Source organism: Caulobacter zeae (assembly GCF_002858925.1).
Lineage (GTDB): Bacteria > Pseudomonadota > Alphaproteobacteria > Caulobacterales > Caulobacteraceae > Caulobacter > Caulobacter zeae.
The window spans coordinates 100,675-121,514 of the sequence record NZ_PJRS01000023.1 but is presented as its reverse complement, the minus strand read 5'-3'; the positions used below and the strand labels follow the sequence as shown (position 1 = coordinate 121,514).

Below are 20,840 nucleotides of genomic sequence, written 5' to 3'. Positions count from 1 at the left end.
TCCACTCAAACTTCCGGTACGGTCAAATTAAAAATGACGACGGCGTCACCTTTGCCGCAGCCGCTTGAACGAGAATGGGAAACATCGCCATGGGCTTGAACGTCTTTGTGCTGACGGGCGCGGGGGTCTCGGCCGAGAGCGGGCTTGGCACCTTCCGCGACGAAGGCGGGGTATGGACGCAATACGACCTGGCCGAGGTCGCCACGCCCGAGGGCTTCGCCCGCGACCCGGCCAAGGTGCGGGCGTTCTACAACGCCCGCCGGGCCAACCTGGCGGCCGCCGCGCCCAACCCCGCCCACTTCGCCCTGGCGCGGCTGGAGCGGGAACTGGCGGCGCGGGGCGGGCGGCTCTTCCTGTGCACCCAGAACGTCGACGACCTGCACGAGAAGGCCGGCTCGACCGCGGTGGTCCACATGCATGGCGAGCTGGCTGTCACCCGCTGCCACGCCTGCGAGGCCGTGCGCCCCGATCCCGGGCCGCTGGACGGAGAGGCGGTCTGCGGGTCGTGCGGCGCGGGCGGCATGGCCCGGCCGCACGTGGTGTGGTTCGGCGAGGTCCCGCTGTTCATGGACGAGATCTTCGAGGCGCTGGAGGACAGCGACCTCTTCGTCGCCATCGGCACCTCGGGCTCGGTCTATCCGGCGGCCGGCTTCGTCACCGAGGCGCGGCGGATGGGGATCCGCACCTGCGAGATCAACCTTGCGCCCTCCGACAACGCCCGCGCCTTCGACGAGCGGCTTTATGGCCCGGCCGGCGAGGTGGTTCCGCGTTGGGTGGAGGCGGTGCTGTCCTAGGCCAGGCGCGGGCGGAACTGGTCCATCAGGGCTTCGGCCTGCTCGACATCGTCCTCGTCGACCGCGTCGGACGACAGCACCCTGGCCAGGCAGCGGACGGCGGCCTCGACCGAGCGCCGCACGCCAAGGCCCTCCAGGTAGCACTTGGCCAGCGGCAGGCAGGCGGAATCGTCGCCGGCCGCTGCGCCGTGCGCGAACCAGCGGACCATGGCGCGGTGGTCGCCGCGCTCGCGATAGAGGATGGCGATGTTGTTGGCGGAAACCGTGCAGCGGGCGCGGCGCCAGGCCTGTTGATAGAGACGCATCGCCTCGGCCTTGTCGGGCGGGGCGCCCAGGCCGTTGTCGTACAGGTAGGCCAGGTTGGTCAGGGCGGTGATGTCCCCGAACTCGGCGCAGCGCGCATAGCCTTCGCGGGCGCGGGCGTAGTCCCCGGCCTCCTCGGCGTCGAAGGCGATGTGCAGCAGGGCGTCGGTCTCGATCATCGGCCAAGCTATGGCACGATGGCGCCGCCTGGGCCTAGTCCTCCACCGCCGGCGGCGGCATCAGGGCCAGGAAGTTGCGCACCAGGGGCGAGGCGTCGCCGGCGCGGGTGGCGATGGCCAGCGGCACCTTCGGCACGGCGCCGTCGAGGGGGCGATAGACCACCCCGCGCACGGCCAACTGGGCGATCGAGCCGGGAGCCATGGCCACGCCCAGGCCCGCGGCGACCATGTTGATCATCGCCACGATGTGCGGCGTCTCCTGGCCGATGGTCGGCTCGAAGCCTTCCTGGGCGCAGGCCTCGCGGATCAGGCCCAGGAACGTGCGGCCTATCCCCTGCGAGAAGATCACGAACGGCTCGCCGGCCAGCGCCGCCACCGGCACGCGGGCCTGGGCGGCCAGGCGGTGGCCGGCAGGCAGGGCCAGGATCAGCGGCTCTTCGCCCAGGGCCAGCAGGTCCAGCCCCTCGGCCGCGACATTGCCGGGGCGCACGAAGGCCGCGTCCAGCTCCGAATACAGCAGGCGCTCGGCCAGGCGGGCCGAGTGGCTCTCCTCGACGATCAGGCTGGCGTCGGGATACTTCCAGTGGAAGACGGCGAAGGCCTCGGTCACCGCCGGGTGGAAGTTGGCCGACGAGGTGAAGCCCACCCGCAGGGCGCCCACATGGCCGCCGCCGGCGCGGCGCGCGGCCTCCTTGGCCCGTTCGGCCTGTTCCAGGATCAGCCGGGCCTCGGCCAGGAAGGCGCGCCCGGCCTCGGTCAGCTCGGCGCCGTGCGGCCGGCGCAGAAACAGCGGATAGCCGATCTCCTTTTCCAGGTCGCGGATCTGCTGGCTCAGCGGCGGCTGGCCGATGCCCAGGCGCGCGGCGGCCCGCGTGAAGTTCAGCTCTTCCGCGAGGGCGACGAAATAGCGGACGTGGCGCAGTTCCATGGGGTGGCGCGAAACTCGGCGGAAAACTCAGGCGGGCGGAAACTTGCCCCGGACGGTCGGGCGGGCCGCTTTCCAGAGAATGACGGCCAGGGCCGCCAGCGCCGCTGGAACGAGAGCCGCCAACCATACGATCACCACGACCGTCAGTTGCAACACCGATAACGCGACCACGAAGGCCTTGTTCTCCGGCTTGCTTGCCTTGGGGCGCGGGATGGACACTGACGCAATCTCTCGCAACGCGGCTGGCAAGACTGCGCGCGGCGAGCGAGCGCATCCAGGCCAGTCGTCAGCGGTGTTGCATCGACCTCCGACGAATCTGCGGGAAGTATTGCGCAGAATCCGTGATATTCAATCGCAAACTCCCGCGACGGGGGATGTTGTGTATTTACGCACCGTTCGTTGGGCGAATTTTGGGGCAAAATATGGACGGGGTTCCAGGTATATCTGGAAACTATTGCTCCATATATTTTGAATATCGGCGGTCAGCCTTCCAGAATGGCGAGCACTTTCGGGTGGCGACGGGCCAGATCCACTAGTCGTTCGACCAGGGCCTCGCGGCTGTCCAGCGCCAGGCCGTCGCGCAGCCTCGACATTCGATCGCGCACCGCCTGCAGGCCCGGCTCGTCCAGGGCGTTGGCCGCCACGACCACGGCCGCCTGGTGCTTGCAGGCGCCGAACTTCTCGAACCCCGGGCAGTCGCAGCGGCCCTCGCCGGCGGGCGCGCGCAGTTCGACCACGTAGAGGTCGCCGGCGCTGCCGGTGACGTGGGCGCTGACCGCGTCGTCCTCGATCGACACCAGGGCGACGTCGCCCTTGTCGGCGATGGCCGCGCCGCTTTCGAACCAGCGCTCGTCCATCCGCTCGCGCCAGGTCTCGGTGTCGAAAAGGCTCATGCCTCGTCCTCGATGCGGTGGATGTCGTCGTCCGACAGTCCGAAGTGATGGCCGATCTCGTGGACCAGCACGTGCTCGATCAGCGCGCCGAGGGTCACATCGCCGCGTTCGCACCATTCGTCCAGGATCGGCCGGCGATAGAGGAAGACCATCGAAGGCTGGGCCCCAAAGTCCAGCACCGAGCGGCGCGACAGGTCCACGCCCTGGTAGAGGCCGGTCAGCTCGAACGGATCCTCGATGCCCAGGCTGTCGAGCACCTCGTCGGTGGCGAAGTCGTCGATGCGGAAGACGACGTCGCCGGTCAGGCGGCGGAACTCGTCGGGCAGGGCGTCGAAGGCGGCCTTGGCCAGGGCGGCGAAGTCGTCCAGCGACGGGGCCAGCGAGGGAGCGAGGCGGTCGGTCCAGGTCATGATCCTGAGATAGCGTGATCCGTGGCTCGGGGAAGGCCTGATCGCGCTCTCGCCACGCGCGGTCTAAGCTGCCAAATCTGATTCGACCCTTATGCCTTTGGGGCTAGCGACACGCCGGATGACATCGCTCGATCTGATCCTGGCCGCGACGGCCGGCGCGGTCTGCCTGGCGATCTGCGCCACCCTGTGGGCCCTCGCTCAACGGCGCGCCTTCGACGCCCGCCTGGCCGGCATGAGGCTGCGCCTCGACGCTCTGGAAAACGGCTCCGTGGCCGCCCAGGCCTCGGCTGAAGCCTTCGACAACGCCCTGGTGGCGGTCGAGGACGGCGCGGCCCGCCTGGTGTCGGGCGACGACAGCCTGCACGCCTGCGCCCAGGTGCTGAACGTCGAGGCCACGCCCGACGCCCTGGTCGAGGCCCTGATCGCCGGCGATCCCGACCACGCCGCCCGCCTGAAGGCCCTGTTCGAGCGCGGCGAGGCCTGCGCCTTCGAGGCCCGCGGCCCCGGCGGCCGGGTCATCGTCGAGGGCCGCGCGGCCGGCGCCCTGGCCTGGCTGCGCCTGGCCGCCCAGACCGGCGACCTGGGCCTGCCCAGCGCCGCCCGCTTCGCCGCCTTCGTCGATGGTTTGTCCGAGCCGGCCTGGATCGCCGCCGCCGACGGCGCGCCGACCTGGGCCAACGGCGCCTATCTGCGGGCCGTGGGGGTCGACAACGCCGGCGAGGCCGCGCGCGCCGGCAAGACCTTCGACCGCGCCGTCGACGCCCTGGCCGTCGAGGCCGCCGCCAAGGCCGAGCGCCGCGAGACCGTGCGCTGGACGCCGATCGACGGCCGCCGCCGGGCCTTCCGCTTCACCGTCAAGCCGCTGGACGGCGGCGGGGCCGGGGTGTTCAGCGCCGACGTCACCGAGGTCGAGGACGTCCGCGAGACGCTGAAGAACCACGTCGCGGCCCACGACGAGACCCTCAACCACATCGCCGACGGCGTGGCGATCTTCAGCGCCAGCCGCCGCCTGTCGTTCCACAACACCGCCTTCGCCGACCTCTGGGGCCTGGAGCCGGCCTGGCTGGCCGAGCGCCCGACCCACGGCGAGGTGCTGGACCGCCTGCGCCAGCGCCGCAGGCTTCCCGAAACGGTTGATTATGCGCGGTGGAAGGCCGCCGAACTGGCCCGCTACGAGGACCTGGGTCCCCAGGCCGACGAGCTGTGGGACCTGCCCGACGGCCGCACCCTGAAGGTCGTGCGCCAGCCCCACCCGCTGGGCGGCATGCTGCTGCTCTATTCCGACATCACCGGCGAGCTGCGCCTGAAGGCCCAGTACAACGCCCTGATCCAGGTGCAGCAGGCCACGCTCGACAAGCTGAACGACGCCGTGGCCGTGTTCGGCTCGGACGGCCGCCTGCGCCTGCACAACGAGGCCTTCGAGACCTTCTGGAACGTCACGCCCCAGGCCCTGCAGGCCGCCGGCGACTTCGAGGGTGTCGTCGAGCTGTGCGTGCGCCGCCTGCACGACCTGTCTTTCTGGCGCGAGCTGAAGGGCCGGGTCGCCGACCCCGATCCGCAGATGCGCGCCCCCACCTCGGGCGAGGTGCGCACGTCCGACGGCCGCATCGTCGTCTACCAGAGCCGGCCGCTGCCCGACGGCGCGACCCTGATCGCCTTCGCGGACGTCACCGACACCCGCCACCTGGAAAGCGCTCTTGCAGACCGCTCCGCGGCTTTGGCCGAGGCCGAGCGGCTCAAGCGCGACTTCGTCGGCAACGTCTCCTACGAACTGCGCACGCCGCTCACCACGATCATCGGCTATTCCGAACTGCTCGAGCGCGCCGAGGGCCTGCACGAGCGCGGCAAGGGCCACGTGGCCGCCGTGCGCGCCGCCGCCACCCAGCTGGCCCGCTCGATCGACGATGTGCTCGACATGGCCCAGATCGACGCCGGCGAGATGGCGCTGGAGATCGAGGACATCCGCGTCGTCGACCTGCTGCAGGGCGCCTATCAGCGCGGCGGCAAGGACGCCGAGATCGGCGGCGTGACGCTGGAGGTGATCTGCGATGAGGACGTCGGCCTGATCCGCGGCGACGCCAAGCGCCTGAACCAGACCGTCGACCACCTGGTCGAGAACGCCCTGCGCCAGACCCCGCCGGGCGGCAAGGTGACGATCTCGGCCCAGCGCGCCCTCGGAGAGGTCAAGCTGCACGTCAAGGACACCGGCCGGGGCGTGCCCTTCCACGTCCAGGCCCACATCTTCGACCGCTTCGTCGGCCGCGACCGCGGCGGCCCGGGCCTGGGCCTGGCCTTGGTCAAGGCGCTGGTCGAGCTGCACGGCGGCTGGGTGGCCCTGGAGAGCGAGCCCGGCGCCGGCTCGACCTTCACCTGCCACCTGCCCGAGACCCAGCATCCGGGCGCGGCTCAGCCGGAGTTCGGGTTCTAGGGTCTTCCTGATCGCCCACCCCGTCGTCATCCCGGCCGGAGCGCGTAGCGCGCAGAGCCGGGACCCAGGCGACTGGGCGCCGTGGTCGGGTTCGCCGCCACCAGGGCGTGGCCGAGGCGTTGCGGTTGGCCCCTGGGTCCCGGCTCTCCCGCCCGCCTTCGCGGGCGTATGGCCGGGATAACGAAGTGAAATGAAAAAGGGCCTCCCGAGATCCTCGGGAGGCCCTTGTCGCATGGAGACGGCTCCCGGTCGCCCGGGAGCCCCGCTCACCCTCAATACTTGTAGGTGAAGCCCATGAAGAACCGGCGGCCGAAGTAGCCCAGCTCGGTCAGGCGGATGTCGCCGGCCGTGGAGCGTTCCTCCTCCTTGGTCAGGTTCTTGCCTTCCACGAAGAAGGACAGGCCCTTGGGGCCCGGCTTCCAGGTGATCTTGCCGTCCAGATAGCCGGTCGGGTCGCGGAACACCGGCTGGCCCGAGGTGTCGGCGGCCGAGACCAGGTACTTGGAGCGGTAGTTGTAGGCCAGGCGGGCGTTGATCGGGCCCTTGTCGTACCAGACCGTGAAGTTGGCGCTGCTCTTGGACAGGCCCGGGAAGGGCAGGGGCGAGCCGTCCAGCGTCGAATAGAGCTCGACGTCCTTGGCTTCCTGGTAGGTGTAGTTGGCGTCGACGCCCAGGCCCGACAGCGCCCCCGGCAGCCAGGTGAAGGCGGTCTTGCCGGTCAGCTCCAGGCCCGAGATCTTGGCCCCGTCGCCGTTGATGTAGGTGCTGTAGTTATACAGCACCCCGTCGCCGTAGTAGTCGACCTTGCCGATCAGGGTGCGCGACGAGACATAGAACGACTTGATGTCCTTGTAGAACAGCCCCAGCGAGATCTGGGTGTCGCTGTTGGGATAGTATTCGAACGACAGGTCGTACTGGTTGGCGCGATAGGGCTTCAGTTCCGGATTGCCGGCCGTGCAGCTGGGTTCGTCGAACTCGCCGTTGGCGTCGGGCGAGTTGTCGGTGGTGCAGCTGACCGTCGGCATCAGGTAGTCCATGCGCGGCCGGGCCATCAGCTGGGCGAAGCCGGCGCGGGCGGCCAGCTTGTTGGGCGCCAGCCACAGGCCCACGTTGAAGCTGGGCAGCCACACCGTGTAGTCCTTGGTCATGGTGGCGATGCTGTTGCTCAGCACGTAGGTGGTCGAGGCGCCGCCGTTGGTCGCCGCATAGGTCTCGCTGCGGGTCTGGGCGCCGGCGCCCTGGGTCTTGGTGTGGACGCGACGCCAGCCGAAGTTGCCGTTCACGTCGTAGCCCAGCAGCGGGAAGGCGTAGTTGAACTTGAGGTACTGGGCGTCGGTCTGTTCCTGGATCCGGTAGGGGATCTGCTCGTAGGTATTGCCGTCGTTGCCCGTCGTGCTTTCCAGGTTGTTCAGGTTGAAGTGCGACGTGTCGAGGTACTGGGCCACAGAGTTGAAGTTCGGATAGAGCCAGGTCGTCGGCAGCTTGCCGCCGCCGAAATAGAAGGCGTCGGGCAGCTGGGTCATGGCCTGGGCGAAGACGGCGTTGGAGAACGCCCGCGACCAGGTCTCGCTCGTCGACCAGTAGCCGGTGGTGTAGGCGGCCGAGGCGTTGGTCGGATTGGTCTGGTCGGCCGTCTGGCTGGCCAGGATCGTCGCCGTCGAATTGACCGCGTTGCTGTAGATCACCGTGTCGTCGGTGGTCGAATAGGCGTTGGCGCCGCCGTCGATGATGTAGCCGCCATAGCCGTAGCCCGAGGTCGAGAAGTCGGTGGCGCGGCCGCCGAACTCGATCTTCTTCAGGAACGGCAGGTCGACCTCGTAGTCGAAGTCGATCTTGTACTGCTTCTCCTCCGACTGCGAGTTCGACGGACGGTACTGGATCTGCCACTGGCGGATCGCCGAGGCGTCCGAGGGGCTGTAACCCTGGGCGAAGGTGAAGGACGGATTGCCGGTCGACGGGTCCAGCGTCACCGTCATGCCGGGCGTGTCGAAGCTGACGCTGACATTGTTGGTCTGCGAGACGGTCGAGGTCTCGGCGCTGGAGGCCTGGAACTCGATCTGCAGGCGGTCGCCGCGGTAGTTGGCGCCGATGTTGTAGTAGTCGCTGGTGGACTCGTAGGCGAAGTCGCGGGCGCTGATGCCAAAGCCGTTGTAGCCGCCGGCCCCCGAGGTCGTCAGGCAGTTGCCCAGGGTGTACTGGATGACGTTGTGGTTGGCGTCGGTGACCACCGAGCCGGCGGTGGTGTCGGTGCTTGAGCACGACGTGCCGTTGGCGGCGGTGTTGCGCAGCCTGGTCGCCGAAGTGAAGTCGGTGCCGTAGTTGATGTCGTTCAGCTGCTGGCTGCGCTCATTGCGGTTGTAGCTGACCCAGGCGTCGATCTTGTCGCTGAACTTGTACTGGGCCGTGAACTCGGCCGAGATCCGCTCGTCGGTGCGGGTCCAGACGCCGTAGCGGGCCACGCGCGGGGCGTAGTCGTACCACTGGCTCTGGCAGGCCGTGCGCAGGTTGCTGGTCGAGATCTGGGTGGCGTCGGGCGTCACCAGCGACGAGCAGCCGGCATAGGTGCTGACCCCGCTGGCCAGGTCGACGATGTCCTGGCTGTAGGCGGTGGAATAGTAGTCGACGGTCTTGTCGGCCGAGTTGTCGAAGTCGGCGAACCGGCCCCAGGACGAGTTGCGGACATAGTCGCCGCGGGTGTCGACCTTGTCGTAGGTGACGTTGGCCATCAGGCCCAGGCGCCCGTCGAACAGCTGGGTGGCGGCGAAGATATTGCCGCGCGGCTTCCAGCCCTTGGCCGTGTCGAGGTTCTGCATCGAGCCGGTGAACGACAGGGTCGGCTTCTTGAAGTCCAGCGGCTTGCGGGTGGTGACGCTGACCGTGCCGCCGACGCCGCCTTCCGTCATGTCGGCGGTGAAGCCCTTGAACACGTCGATCGACTTGACCAGCTCCGAGGCTAGTTCGCGGAAGTCGTTGGAGCGGCCGCCGCCGCCGTAGACCTGCAGGTTGCCGGCCGTCGACAGGGTGCTCATGCCGTTGATCTCGACCCGGTTGAGGTCGGGCTCGACGCCGCGGATCGACACCGCGTTGCCTTCGCCGAAGTCGCGGGCCAGCTGCACGCCGGTCACCCGGCCCAGGGCCTCGCCGACGTTCTTGTCGGGGAACTGGCTGATGTCCTCGGCGACGATGGAGTCCGAGATCGTGCCGGCCCGCTTCTTGCGCCCCATGGCGCTTTGCAGGCTGGCGCGGGTGCCGACGACGACGATCTCCTCGACCTTGTTCTCGACGGTGGTCGCGGGGGTCTGTTCGGCGGTTTGGGCGAGGGCGGCGGGCGCGCCGGTCCCCAGGATGGCGACGGCGAGGCCCGTGGTCGCCAGCAGTTGGTGTTTCATGGGTTTCCTCCGATGAGAGACTGGCGGTGTCCCGCCTTCTTTCGCCGCCGGGCCGCGGGGCCCTTGGGCGTGTTGGTGGATGGCTGGAGGCAAGGCGCGGCGACGCGGCGGCCGCGACCGGCAGGGCGCGACGGAACGGATGTCGATGCGGGCTTGCATGGACGCCGGGGCTCGGGCGACGCGGCGGGCGTCGGAGCGCTGGCCGGTCGCCGGATGTCCGGCGTCTGGCTTCGGCGTGTCGCGGTCGGGCGGGGGTTTTCGCGCCGTCGCGGGTGTAGAGCGGTCTTCACGGTCGTCGCGGATCTCTTGATCTCTGCGACGGCGTCAAAAATCTTATCGGATGGGCGCTGTTGTCAATCTCTGTTGTCTGAGTTTTGGCAACATAACCATGTATTCGTCAGTCTTTGCGGTAGTGAAAACTGGTCAGTTATTTTGATTTCGAATCGTTTCCATTTTGAAACTATCGATACGTGCTATTCTCAACTTATGAAACTACATCGCAGAAAGCGGGATTCATCTTGCCAGATGGGCGGCGTGGTCCTAGTGGACGGGCTCAGGCGGCAGGTCTCGACCCTAGGACGGGCCTGTCTGGGAAGGGGAAACGGGAGGACCAGGATCATCGGCCTGGCCGGCGCGCCAAGACGCGCGCGGCGGGGCCGGCGGACTTCACGGATTGGATTGGAACTACGCGTGGCGGGTTTTGTTTGTGCGCCACCGAACACCCCGCCGGGACGGGGCGGGGCGGGTCAGGCCGGACGCCAGCGCATGGCGACGGCGATCTCGGTCTCCGACGGCGTCTCGACGAAGCCGGCCTTGCGATAGAGCGCCTGGGCCGGGGCGTTGTCGAACCCGACGTCCAGCGTGATCGACGCGGCGCCGGCCCGGGCGGCCGCGTCCTGGATCCACGCCATCAGGCCGGAGCCCAGGCCAAGGCCCCGGGCCTCCGGCGCCAGCAGAAGATCGATCAGCCGCCAGTCGTCCCGGGCGCGGTCCAGCAGCAGCTGGCCGGCCGGAATGTCGCCCGCCAGCACCAGCCAGCGGTCGGCCCTGGGATAGGCGCCGGCGATGTGGATCTGCTGCATACGCAGCTGGTCGGCCATCATCGCAGCCACCTGCTCGCGGGGCCAGCCCATCGCCAGGAAGGACGCGCCCCGGAAGGCTGCGTGCCAGTCCATCAGCAGGGGCGCATCGCTGTCCTCGATCGGGCGGACGGCCACGTCGCGGGCCTGCAGGGCCGCGGGCAGGGGCGGCATGTCGGACGGTGTTTTCATCGCGACGACTCGCGGGTGAATGGGCTAGATCGACGCATAGGTTGCGCTTCCAGCGCGATCGGCCAAGACAAGTTCAGGACAGACGAGGGGGACGCCATGCTGCTGCTCAAGCCGGAAGATTTCGAACCGTGGGTGGGCAAGCAGGTGCGGGTGGCGACCATTCCGCATCCGGTGGAGATCACGCTGGCGGCCATTTTCCGTCCCGGGTTCGCGCACGACATCCGCGAGCCCTTCTCGCTGATGTTCGAGGCGCCGATGAACATCAACCTGATCGACGGGGCCTATGAATTCGACTGCGGCAAGGGCGGCCCGCATACGATCGTCATCACCCAGCTGAAGCCGCTGCCGGGCGCCCGGGTCTATCAGGCGGTCTTCAACTGATGCCCGCCGGCGAAGGCCAGAGTTCAAAAGGCCTGGGCTGAAATAGAAAACGCCGGCCCGTGGGAAGCCACGGGCCGGCGTCTTTCGTTTCCGTCGATTAGTTGCGCGAGGGGAAGATGCCCGCGACGCAGATGATCGACTGCAGGCCGAGGTAGGGCTGCATGTTGTCGAACGGCGCGTTGTTGCCGGTGATGCCGACGGTGACGCTGCCGGAGATGCCGGTGACGCTGCCAGCGGCCAGATTGACCGCGGTGCCCGTGGCGGCGGCCGGTGCGTAGACGCCGGCCTCGGTCAGGTTGATGGGGTCATAGGCGTTGCAGAGGTGCGCGCCGGCCGTCGGCTGGACGATCTGCGAGCCGTTGGCGACGTTGGCCAGAGCCGAGACGTTCACGGTCGGCGAACCCGTCGGGGTGAACACGGCGGCGTGGTTGTGAGCCGGCAGGTTGGTGATGTTCAGGGTGGTGGTCGGCGTACCGGCCATCTCGCCCTGGACGTAGGCCGGCAGGCCGGGGCCCTGGCCGGGGCCGATGAAGGTGCGGCTGCGCAGGTCCGGCAGGCCGAAGGTGGTCTGGCCGTTGCCGCCAAAGGTGGTCCCCAGCAGCGAGAACAGCGCGGTGTTCTGCGAGATCGCGATCAGTTGTCCGTTGGTATACATGAAGTTGCGCGGGGCGAAATTACCCGCGAACTGCACGATCATAGCCATATAGAAGTCCATGGCGTCAGGCCCTCCCACAATGTTGAGTTGCCAGGCTACACAGCGACGCCCGTAGCGCGCAAGACGCTCGTTTCACCTGTAGGCCCCGGCTCCGATCAGGCGCGCGGCAAGTCCCGGAAATCCCTTGAAAACCGGTCGCGCACATCGGTGTCTCAACTTTGGGACACACTCTTGGCGCGCGATGTGACAATTCACACGGGAAACGCCTTGGGGCTGTGCATAATGTACAGTTACGTGTAGTGAGCGGGTAATGCGCGCGGATGTAGAGTCCGGGGCGGACGACCGCGCGTGGATAATTGGGGTTTGGGGGAATAGATGTTCCAGGGGTGGCTGACCCGCGTTCTGCGGGGTGACGCGACTGCAGCGCGGTCTGGCGAAACACAGTCTGGCGCGGCGCAAGTCCAGCGTGGCCGTGAACGCACGGTCATGCAGCGTGCGCGCTACATGGTCATGGCCATGGTCGCCCTGCTGGCGGCTGCGGTCGGACCCTCGGCGGCCTTCGCCTCGGCGTACTGCGATGCGATCAACGCCGGCGCCCTGAACCAGAGTTCGAGCTACACGGCCGGCGTGCTCAACACCACGGACGCGCGGATGACGAGCGGCCTCACCACCCTGAACGGGCTCTTGACCCAGCTATCGAACCACGCGGCGAGAGCCAGTTGGTACAACGGCGGGGCCAAGTACAACTATACGGTGGGCGAGCAGATCACCGTCACCGCCACGATCATCGGCTCCAATCTGAACGCGCGTCTATATAGAGGCGCCAGCGACATCTCGATCGGCAGCCTGGTCAACGGCACCAACCTCGCCGCCAGCGGCACCATCAGCTGGACGCTGCCTTCGTCGGAGTACGCGCTGGAATCCCGGATCGTCGGTCTGGCCTCGGCGGACGGCACGGTCGTCATCACCGCCAGCTGCCTGCCGCCGGTTCCCGTGATCTCGACCATCGCGCCCACCGAGGGCCCGACGGCCGGCGGAACGAGCGTGCAGATTGACGGCACGGCCCTCTCGAACGCCACCCTGACCGTCGACGGCGTGCCCGTGACCCCTACGGCGGCCAGCGATACCCAGATCACCTTCAACACCCCCGCCCACGCCGCCGGCGCCGTCGTGGTCGCCGTGACCACCCCCGGCGGCACGGCCACCACCAACTACACCTACGTTCCCCCGCCGACGATCTCGTCGCTGTCGCCCACCGCAGGACCGACGGCCGGCGGCACGGCCCTGACGATCAACGGCTCGAACTTCACGGGCGCCACCGTGACCATCGACGGCGTCGGCGTGACCCCCACCTCTTCCAGCCCCACCGCGATCACCGTCACCACGCCGGCCCACGCCGCGGGCGACGTCGTCGTCGCCGTGACCACGACCGGCGGCACGGCGACCTCCACCTTCAGCTACGTGCCTCCGCCGACGATCTCGTCACTGACGCCCAACCAGGGGCCGACCGGCGGCGGATCCTCCGTGAGCATCAGCGGCACGAACCTTTCCGGCGCCACCCTGACCGTCGATGGGGTCACCGTGACGCCCTCGTCCACCAGCGCGACCTCGGTGGTGTTCACCACGCCCGCGCACGTCGCCGCCAGCGTTCCCGTCGTCGTCACCACCACTGGCGGCACGGCTTCGTCCAGCTTCGAGTACGTCGCTGCGCCGACCATATCGAACCTGTCGCCCAATGCCGGATCTACCGCCGGCGGCACGAGCGTGACGATCACCGGTACGAACCTGACGAACGCCGTCTTGACGGTCGACGGTTCGACCGTGACTCCGACCTCGGCCAGCGCGACGACGATCGTCTTCAACACGCCCGCCCACGGGGCGGCCACCGTCGTGGTTGCGGTGGCGACGCCGGGCGGCTCGGCTTCGTCCAACTTCACCTTCGTCGCGCCGCCGGTCGCCAGTTCGCAGACCTATGGGTCGATCATCACCTATAACGACGGCGCGAACCTGACGACCAACATCGACCTGTCTCTTTATATCACTGGGGGCGGCACGCCGACCAACTACGCGGTCGGTTCGGCCACCACGGCCCAGGGCGGCAGCGTCAGCGTCAACAGCAGCGGCATCGCGACCTATACGCCGCCTGTCGGCTTCCGGAACGCCAACGACAGCTTCACCTACACGGCGAGCAACATCGGCGGCGCCTCGGCGCCGGCGACGGTCACCGTCACGATCGGCAATCCGACGATCACGCTGACCCTGCCGTCGCCCACGGCCACGGTCGAGCGCGTCTACAACGCCGGCAATGCGGCTGTGACCTTCTCGGGCGGCCGCGCGACCTACACCGTCAACAGCATCAACGGCCTGCCCACGGGCCTGACCTACTCTGGCGGCGTCATCAGCGGCACGCCCTCGGTCAGCGGCGTCTTCACCGTCACCGTCAACGTCACCGACAGCTCGCTGGGCGCTGGTCCCTACAACGCCAACACCACGGCGACCCTGACGGTCGGCCTGCCGCCGGCCCCGGTGGCCTCGTCCTTCTCCATCAGCGGCCTGACCTACAATTCCGGTTCGGCCACGGCGACGACGTTCAGCGCGGCTTCGCACGCTACCGAAAGCCCGACCGGCTACCAGGTCGGCGCCTCGTCCTATGGCGCGACGGTCTCCGTCGATAGCGCCGGCCTGATGAGCTACACCCCGCCGGTCGGCTTCCGCGGCACCGACACCTTCAACTGGGTCGCCACCAACGCCGGCGGCACGTCGAACATCGGCCAGGTCTCCGTGACCGTGAACGACCCGGTGTTCTCGGTCACCCTGCCGGCCTCCACCGGCACGGTCGGCGTCGCCTACAACAATGGCGGCTCGGCCGTGACCGTGAGCGGCGGCAACCCGCCCTACAACAACTTCTCGGCCACGGGCCTGCCCGCCGGCCTGACGATGAACAGCTCGGGCGTCATCAGCGGCACCCCGACCACGGCGACCAACGCCACGGTCGTGGTCACCGTCACCGACAGTTCGGGCGGCAACGGCAGCTACACCAGCACGGCCTCGGCCACGCTGAACATCGCCGCGCCGACCATCACCCTGTCGCCTGCGTCGGGCGCCCTGCCGGGCGGCCAAGCCGGCGTCTCCTACAGCCAGTCGTTCAGCAGCACGGGCGGCGTCGCGCCGATCACCTTCTCCGTGACGGCCGGCGCCACGCCTCCCGGGACCTCGCTGAGCGGCGGCGTGCTTTCGGGCACGCCGACGGCGACGGGCAGCTACAACTTCACCGTCACGGGCGCCGACAGCAGCGGCAACAACTACCAGGGGCAAGCCTCCTACAGCATCACGGTCAGCGCGCCGACGATCACCGTTTCGCCAACGCCTGGCGCGTTGCCGCAAGGCACGGTCGCAGCTAGCTACAACGCCAACTTCTCGGGTAGCGGCGGCACTGGCCCCTACACCATCACCCTCGACAGCGGCACGCTGCCGGACGGTCTGACCTTCTCGGGCGGCTCGATCTCGGGCGTCCCGACGGAGGGCGGCTCGTTCCCGATCACCATCCGCGCCCAGGACTCGACGGCCGGCGGCACCTACTCCGGTACGCAGGCCTACACCCTGGTGGTCGCCGCGCCGAGCATCACCGTGTCGCCGGCTTCGCCGCTGACCGGCGGGACGATCGCGGCCCCCTACACCGCCACCGTCACGGCTTCGGGCGGCACGGCTCCCTACACCTTCGCCTGGAACGGCAGCCTGCCTCCGGGTCTCACCCTCTCGGCCGGCGGCGGCATCAGCGGCACGCCGACGGGCGCGGGGACCTACAACTTCAACATCGAAGCCACCGACTCCAGCACCGGCGGCGGCACGGGTGCGGGCGGGCGTTACGTCCACTCGCAGGCCTACGCCATCACCATCGCCGCGCCCACGCTGTCGCTGTCGCCGAACACCCCGGTGACCAATGCGACGATCGCCACCGCCTATACCCGCACCTTCGCGGCGTCGGGCGGCACCGGGCCCTACACCTACGCCCTGACCGGCGCCCTGCCGACGGGTCTCAGCTTCAGCGGCGACCAGCTCTCGGGCACGCCGACGCAAGGGGGCGGTCCGTTCAACTTCAGCATCACCGCCACGGACAGTTCCAGCGGTTCGGGGCCGTTCCAGATCACCGAGAACTACAGCCTGACGGTCGATGCGCCGACCATCACGGTCTCGCCCGGCTCGCTGACCTCGGTCACCACCGGCACGACGGTGACCCAGACGATCACCGCCAGCGGTGGTACGTCGGGCTACACCTTCGCCCGCACCAGCGGGACCCTGCCGACGGGCCTTAGCCTGTCGACCGGCGGCCAGATCACCGGCACGGTGACCGGCGCGGGCGTCTTCAACTTCACGGTCACGGCCACCGACTCCAGCTCCGGCGCGGGTCCCTATACGGGCTCGACGACCTATAACTGGACCATCGGCGCGCCGACGATCGCGCTGGACCCGATCTCGCCGATCAACGGCCAGGCCGGTGTCGCCTACAACCGGACCATCACCGCCAGCGGCGGCGTGGCTCCCTACAGCTACGCGGTGTCGGGTTCGATGCCGGCGGGCCTCAGCCTGTCGTCGAGCGGCCAGGTCAGCGGCACGCCGACGGTGGCCGGCGCCTTCAGCTTCACCGTGACCGCTCAGGACTCGTCGACGGGGGCCGGCGCGCCGTTCCTCGGCACGCAGACCTACACGGGCACGTTCAGCAATCCGTCCCTGAGCTTCGTCTCGACCAGCCTGCCGACCATGACGGTTGGCCAGGCCTACAGCGCCAGCCTCGCCGGCGCCGGCGGGACGGCCCCCTATAGCTTCCTCATGGCCAACGGCACGTCGCTGCCGGCGGGTCTGACCCTGTCGTCGACGGGCCAGATCACGGGCACGCCGACCGCGGCGGGTCCCTTCAACTTCGATATCGAGGTCCGGGACTCCACCACCGGCGCGGGCGCTCCGTACAACGCCACGCAGGCCTTCAGCGCCACGGTCGATGGTCCGACCCTGGCTCTGACTCCCGCCAGCCTGCCGGATGCGATCCAGCACTCGGCCTACAGCCAGACCATGACCACCACGGGGGGCACCGCGCCCTACCAGTACAACATCGTCGCTGGCGGCGGCTCGCTGCCCACCGGCGTCACCCTCAGCACGGGCGGGGTCCTCTCGGGCACGCCGACGGTCGTGGGCAACTTCAGCTTCACGATCCGCAGCACCGACTCCACAACCGGCGCGGGCCCGTACCACGTCGAAACCATCTACTTCCTGACCGTGAACGCCCCGGCTCCGCCGACGGCCAACGCGGTGGCCGCGACCGTGGCCGCCAACAGCACCACCAACACGATCGCGCCGAACCTGACCGGCGTGCCGGCCACCGGGGTCGCCATCGTCACCTTCCCGACCCACGGGACGGCGACGCTGGTCGGCTCGGGCCCGACCGCCACCTTCGACTACGTGCCGACGCCCGGCTTCTCGGGCACGGACACCTTCACCTATACGGGCGACAACGCGGGCGGGTCCTCGGCCCCGGCCACGGTCACCGTCACCGTGACGGCGCCGACCCTGGTGGTCGCCGGCACGCCGCCCGGCGGGACCGTCGCGGTGGCCTATGTCGACGCGACCTTCACGGCCACGACCGGCACGGCCCCCTATAGCTACGCCGCCACCGGCCTGCCGGACGGCCTGACCCTCAGCACGGCCGGCGTCCTTTCGGGGACTCCGACCGTCGCCGGGACCTTCAACCCGCTGATCACGGCCACCGACGCCTACGGCGCCATCGGTTCGGCCAACTTCCCGATCGTCATCGACGCTCCGACGGTGACGATCACCGCTCCGGCGGCCGGCGCCCTGCCGAGCGCCACGGCCTTCATCGCCTATCGCCAGGACTTCACGGCGACGGGCGGCGTGGCGCCGCGCACCTTCGCGGTCACCGCCGGCGCCCTGCCGAGCGGCCTGACCCTGAGCCCGGCCGGCGTCCTTTCCGGTTCGGCCACGGTCACCGGGAACTTCAACTTCACGGTCACGCCGAGCGACGGCTCGGGCGCGCCGGGTCCCTATGCCGGGACTCCGACCGCCTACAGCCTGGTGGTCGGCGCGCCGTCCATGACCCTGTCGCCGGCGGCTGGTCCGCTGCCGGCCGGCACGGCCACCGTGCCCTACAGCGCCACCTTCACGGCGGCGGGCGGGACCTCGCCCTACAGCTACGCGGTCACCGCCGGCGCCCTGCCGAGCGGCCTGACCCTGAGCCCGGGCGGCGTGATCTCGGGCGCGGCCCTGCAGACCCAGACGGGGACCTTCAACTTCACGGTCACCGCCACGGATGCGAACGGCTTCCCGGTCGCCCAGGCCTATAGCGTGGCGATCGCCCAGGTCACACTGGTCACCACCTCGCCGGCCAACGGCGTGGCCGGCCAGGCCTACAACCAGGTGCTGGCCACCAACGGCGGCACGGCGCCCTACAGCTACACCATGACCGGCGCCCTGCCGGCCGGGGTGACGCTGAGCAGCGCCGGCGCGCTTTCGGGCACGCCGACCGCTTCGGGGTCCTTCGGCTTCGAAGTCACGGCGACCGACGCCTACGGCGCGGTGGGCGTCAACCAGCTGACCCTGGTCATCGCCGGGTCGAACCTGACCCTGACCCCGGCCTCGATCCCGGCCCAGGCCTATGGCGCGAACGTCAACGTCACGTTCCAAGCCGCCGGCGGCGTGCCTGCCTACAGCTACACGCTGACGGGCGCCCTGCCGACGGGCCTGAGTTTCTCGGGCAGCACGCTGTCGGGTACAGTCACCGAGCCGGGTTCGTTCCCGCTGACCGTGACGGTCACCGACTCGTCCACGGGCAGCGGCCCGGCGACGGCCCAGTCGACCTTCACCCTGCAGGTCGCCGAAGCCCCGCCGCCGGTCGTCGAGCCGGTCGCCACCGACACGCCGGCCGGCCAAGCCGCCGTCATCGACGTGTCCAGCGAGATCAACGGCTTCTACGACAGCGTCATCATCACCCAACCCCCGGCCAACGGCACGGCGGTGGTGAGCGCCAGCGCCTCGCGGATGCGCTCGCAGTCCGGCCCGTCGGTGACCATCACCTACACGCCGAACCCGGGCTATTACGGCCAGGACAGCTTCATGTACGCGGCGGTCGGTCCGGGTGGTCAGTCCACCCCGGCCCAGATCACCGTCCAGGTCGCCGCCCCGGCCCCGGTCGTCGTCGCCGACGCCGCGACCGTCAACGCCAACGCCTCGGTGGCCATCCCGGTGACCACCAACGACACCGGTCCGATCACGACCATCGCCATCGCCACGGCTCCGGCCAACGGCACGGCGACGATCTCGGGCCTCCAGGTGAACTACGTCCCGGCCACCAACTTCTTCGGCACGGACACCTTCACCTATACGGCGACCGGCCCTGGCGGCACGGGCGGTCCGGCGACGGTCACCGTCACGGTCAACCCGCTGGCGGTCCCGACCCAGACGGCCCAGACGATCACCGTCCTGGCCGGCCAGTCGGTGACCCTGGCGGCCACCCAAGGCGCCACCGGCAGCCCGTTCACGGGCGTCGCGGTCGCCATCGCCCCGACCAAGGGCACGGCGGCGGTGAACGGCGAGACCATCGTCTACACCCCGGCCACAGGCTTCTCCGGTTCGGACAGCTTCACCTACCGGATCAACAATCCGTTCGGTGCGTCCAACCCGGTTCCGGTGACCGTCACCGTCAACCCCGCGCCCCTGACGGCGCCGCCGATCACCGTCGAGATCCTCGCCGGCCAGAAGGCGGTCGTTAATCTGGTCAACGGAGCCAGCGGCGGGCCGTTCATCGGCGCGGCGGTGGTGTCGATCACGCCCGCCAATTCCGGCGCGGCCGTGGTGACCAGCCCCTCGTCGGGCGCCTACACCCTGACCTACACCCCCGACAACGCCTTCGCGGGCACGGCGGTGGTGAGCTACACCCTGAGCAACGCCTTCGCGACTTCGGCCCCCGGCCGGATCAACGTGATCGTCACGGCTCGTCCGGACCCGTCGAAGGATCCGGAAGTGAAGGGTCTGATCGCGGCCCAGGATGCAGCGGCTGTCCGCTTCGCCGACGCCCAGATCAGCAACTTCAACCGTCGCCTCGAGCAGCTGCACAACGGCGGCGGCGCGGGTCGCGGGTTCGGGGTCAGCGTAAACGGCGGTCGCACCGAGCGCGATGACGGCCTGGAAGCGCGCGAGCGGTTCCGCAAGTACGCCAGCCTCGGCATGAACGACGCGGCCGATCCGTCCAGCCCGCTGCTGCCCGCCGACACGGCTGGCTACACCGAGAAGGACGACGGCGACGACGGCCAGGCAGGTCCCAAGCGCTGGGGCGTCTGGGCGGCTGGTTCGGCGGACTTCGGTATGCGTGACGCGGTCGGGTCGCAAAGCGGCTTCCGCTTCACCACCGACGGCCTGACCGGCGGCGTCGACTACCGGGTGAACGAAGACTTCGCCTTCGGCCTGGGTCTCGGCTACGGCCGCGACTCCAGCCGGATCGGCAAGTCGGGCACCAAGAGCAAGGCCGAAAGCTACAGCGCCGGCCTCTACGCCAGCCTGAAGACGGGCGAGAAGACCTTCATCGACGGGGTCCTCGGCTACGGCACGCTCGACTTCGACACCCGCCGCTACGTCACCTCGACGGGCGAGCTGGTGAACGGCGAGCGTGACGGCGACCAGGTGTTCGCGGCTCTGACCTTCGGGATGGAGCACCGGACGCAGACCAGCCTGCTGTCGCCCTACGGCCGTGTCGCCTACAGCCGCTCGAACCTGGACAAGTTCTCGGAAGACGGCGGCGGCCCCTTCGGCCTGACCTACCATGCCCAGACGGTGAAGAGCCTGACGGGTACGCTGGGTCTGCGCGGCGAGTTCATCCGCAAGACCTCGGCCGGCCTGCTGGCTCCGCGGTTCCGGGTGGAATACTCGCACGACTTCGAGAAGGCCAACGACGCCCTGCTCAACTACACCGACTGGGTGGGCGGGCCGACCTACCGCCTGACGGTGGATCCGATCGACCGCGACCAACTGCGGCTGGAGCTCGGGGCCGACCTGACCATCAAGAGCGGCCTCAAGCTGGGCCTGGACTTCGACAACATGGTCACGAAGGACAGCGACAGCCAGGGCGTCAGACTGACGGTCCAGTCGCCCTTCTGATCGAGGGCCAAGGACTGAACTGAAGGAGGGCGGCGCCGGCGACGGCGCCG

12 protein-coding genes are annotated in these 20,840 nt (G+C 69.1%); 4 read left to right on the top strand and 8 right to left on the bottom strand.

The annotated features are described in order from the left end of the window. Positions 1-89: 89 nt before the first annotated feature. Positions 90-794, top strand: a complete 705-nt coding sequence (locus tag SGCZBJ_RS13955; RefSeq protein ID WP_101718679.1) for an NAD-dependent deacylase — start codon at positions 90-92, stop codon at positions 792-794. Here the strand turns inward: SGCZBJ_RS13955 and SGCZBJ_RS13950 are convergent. The 5 genes from SGCZBJ_RS13950 to SGCZBJ_RS13930 all read right to left on the bottom strand — a co-directional run bounded on the left by SGCZBJ_RS13950 (position 791) and on the right by SGCZBJ_RS13930 (position 3,507). Further along, complete coding sequence (locus SGCZBJ_RS13950) at positions 791-1,276, bottom strand: tetratricopeptide repeat protein (protein ID WP_101718602.1); 486 nt, start codon at positions 1,274-1,276, stop codon at positions 791-793. The genes SGCZBJ_RS13955 and SGCZBJ_RS13950 overlap by 4 nt on opposite strands. Before the next feature lie 34 nt (positions 1,277-1,310). Beyond that, on the bottom strand, positions 1,311-2,204 hold the full coding sequence (locus tag SGCZBJ_RS13945; protein WP_101718601.1) for a LysR substrate-binding domain-containing protein: 894 nt from the start codon (positions 2,202-2,204) through the stop codon (positions 1,311-1,313). 27 nt (positions 2,205-2,231) lie between these two features. Beyond that, the gene (locus SGCZBJ_RS13940) at positions 2,232-2,423 is read right to left on the bottom strand and encodes a hypothetical protein (protein WP_240621507.1); all 192 of its coding nucleotides are present in this window, start codon (positions 2,421-2,423) and stop codon (positions 2,232-2,234) included. A gap of 263 nt (positions 2,424-2,686) precedes the next feature. Then, positions 2,687-3,097, bottom strand: a complete 411-nt coding sequence (locus SGCZBJ_RS13935; protein WP_101718600.1) for an SWIM zinc finger family protein — start codon at positions 3,095-3,097, stop codon at positions 2,687-2,689. Next, the gene (locus SGCZBJ_RS13930) at positions 3,094-3,507 is read right to left on the bottom strand and encodes a metallopeptidase family protein (RefSeq protein ID WP_101718599.1); all 414 of its coding nucleotides are present in this window, start codon (positions 3,505-3,507) and stop codon (positions 3,094-3,096) included. The genes SGCZBJ_RS13935 and SGCZBJ_RS13930 overlap by 4 nt, the downstream gene beginning before the upstream one ends. A gap of 118 nt (positions 3,508-3,625) precedes the next feature. On the opposite strand from SGCZBJ_RS13930, the gene divL reads away from it, so the two are divergent. Next, positions 3,626-5,935 (top strand): cell cycle protein kinase DivL, encoded by a 2,310-nt coding sequence (divL, locus tag SGCZBJ_RS13925; protein ID WP_101718598.1) that lies wholly within the window; start codon positions 3,626-3,628, stop codon positions 5,933-5,935. Positions 5,936-6,207: 272 nt separating this feature from the next. On the opposite strand, the gene SGCZBJ_RS13920 is transcribed toward divL, so the two are convergent. Further along, positions 6,208-9,324 (bottom strand): TonB-dependent receptor, encoded by a 3,117-nt coding sequence (locus SGCZBJ_RS13920; protein ID WP_101718597.1) that lies wholly within the window; start codon positions 9,322-9,324, stop codon positions 6,208-6,210. Between the two features lie 746 nt (positions 9,325-10,070). Then, positions 10,071-10,595: a GNAT family N-acetyltransferase gene (locus SGCZBJ_RS13915; RefSeq protein ID WP_101718596.1), complete on the bottom strand. Its 525-nt coding sequence runs from the start codon at positions 10,593-10,595 to the stop codon at positions 10,071-10,073. Positions 10,596-10,691: 96 nt separating this feature from the next. Between SGCZBJ_RS13915 and SGCZBJ_RS13910 the strand changes: the two genes are divergently transcribed. Then, positions 10,692-10,976 carry a DUF6916 family protein gene (locus SGCZBJ_RS13910; protein WP_101718595.1) on the top strand — a complete coding sequence of 95 codons (285 nt, stop codon included), beginning with the start codon at positions 10,692-10,694 and terminating at the stop codon, positions 10,974-10,976. Positions 10,977-11,073: 97 nt separating this feature from the next. Here SGCZBJ_RS13910 and SGCZBJ_RS13905 read toward each other — a convergent pair whose 3' ends face one another. Then, positions 11,074-11,691, bottom strand: a complete 618-nt coding sequence (locus tag SGCZBJ_RS13905; RefSeq protein ID WP_101718594.1) for a phage tail protein — start codon at positions 11,689-11,691, stop codon at positions 11,074-11,076. Positions 11,692-12,117: 426 nt separating this feature from the next. Between SGCZBJ_RS13905 and SGCZBJ_RS13900 the strand changes: the two genes are divergently transcribed. Further along, positions 12,118-20,790, top strand: a complete 8,673-nt coding sequence (locus SGCZBJ_RS13900) for a putative Ig domain-containing protein (protein WP_165799325.1) — start codon at positions 12,118-12,120, stop codon at positions 20,788-20,790. Positions 20,791-20,840 lie beyond the last annotated feature (50 nt).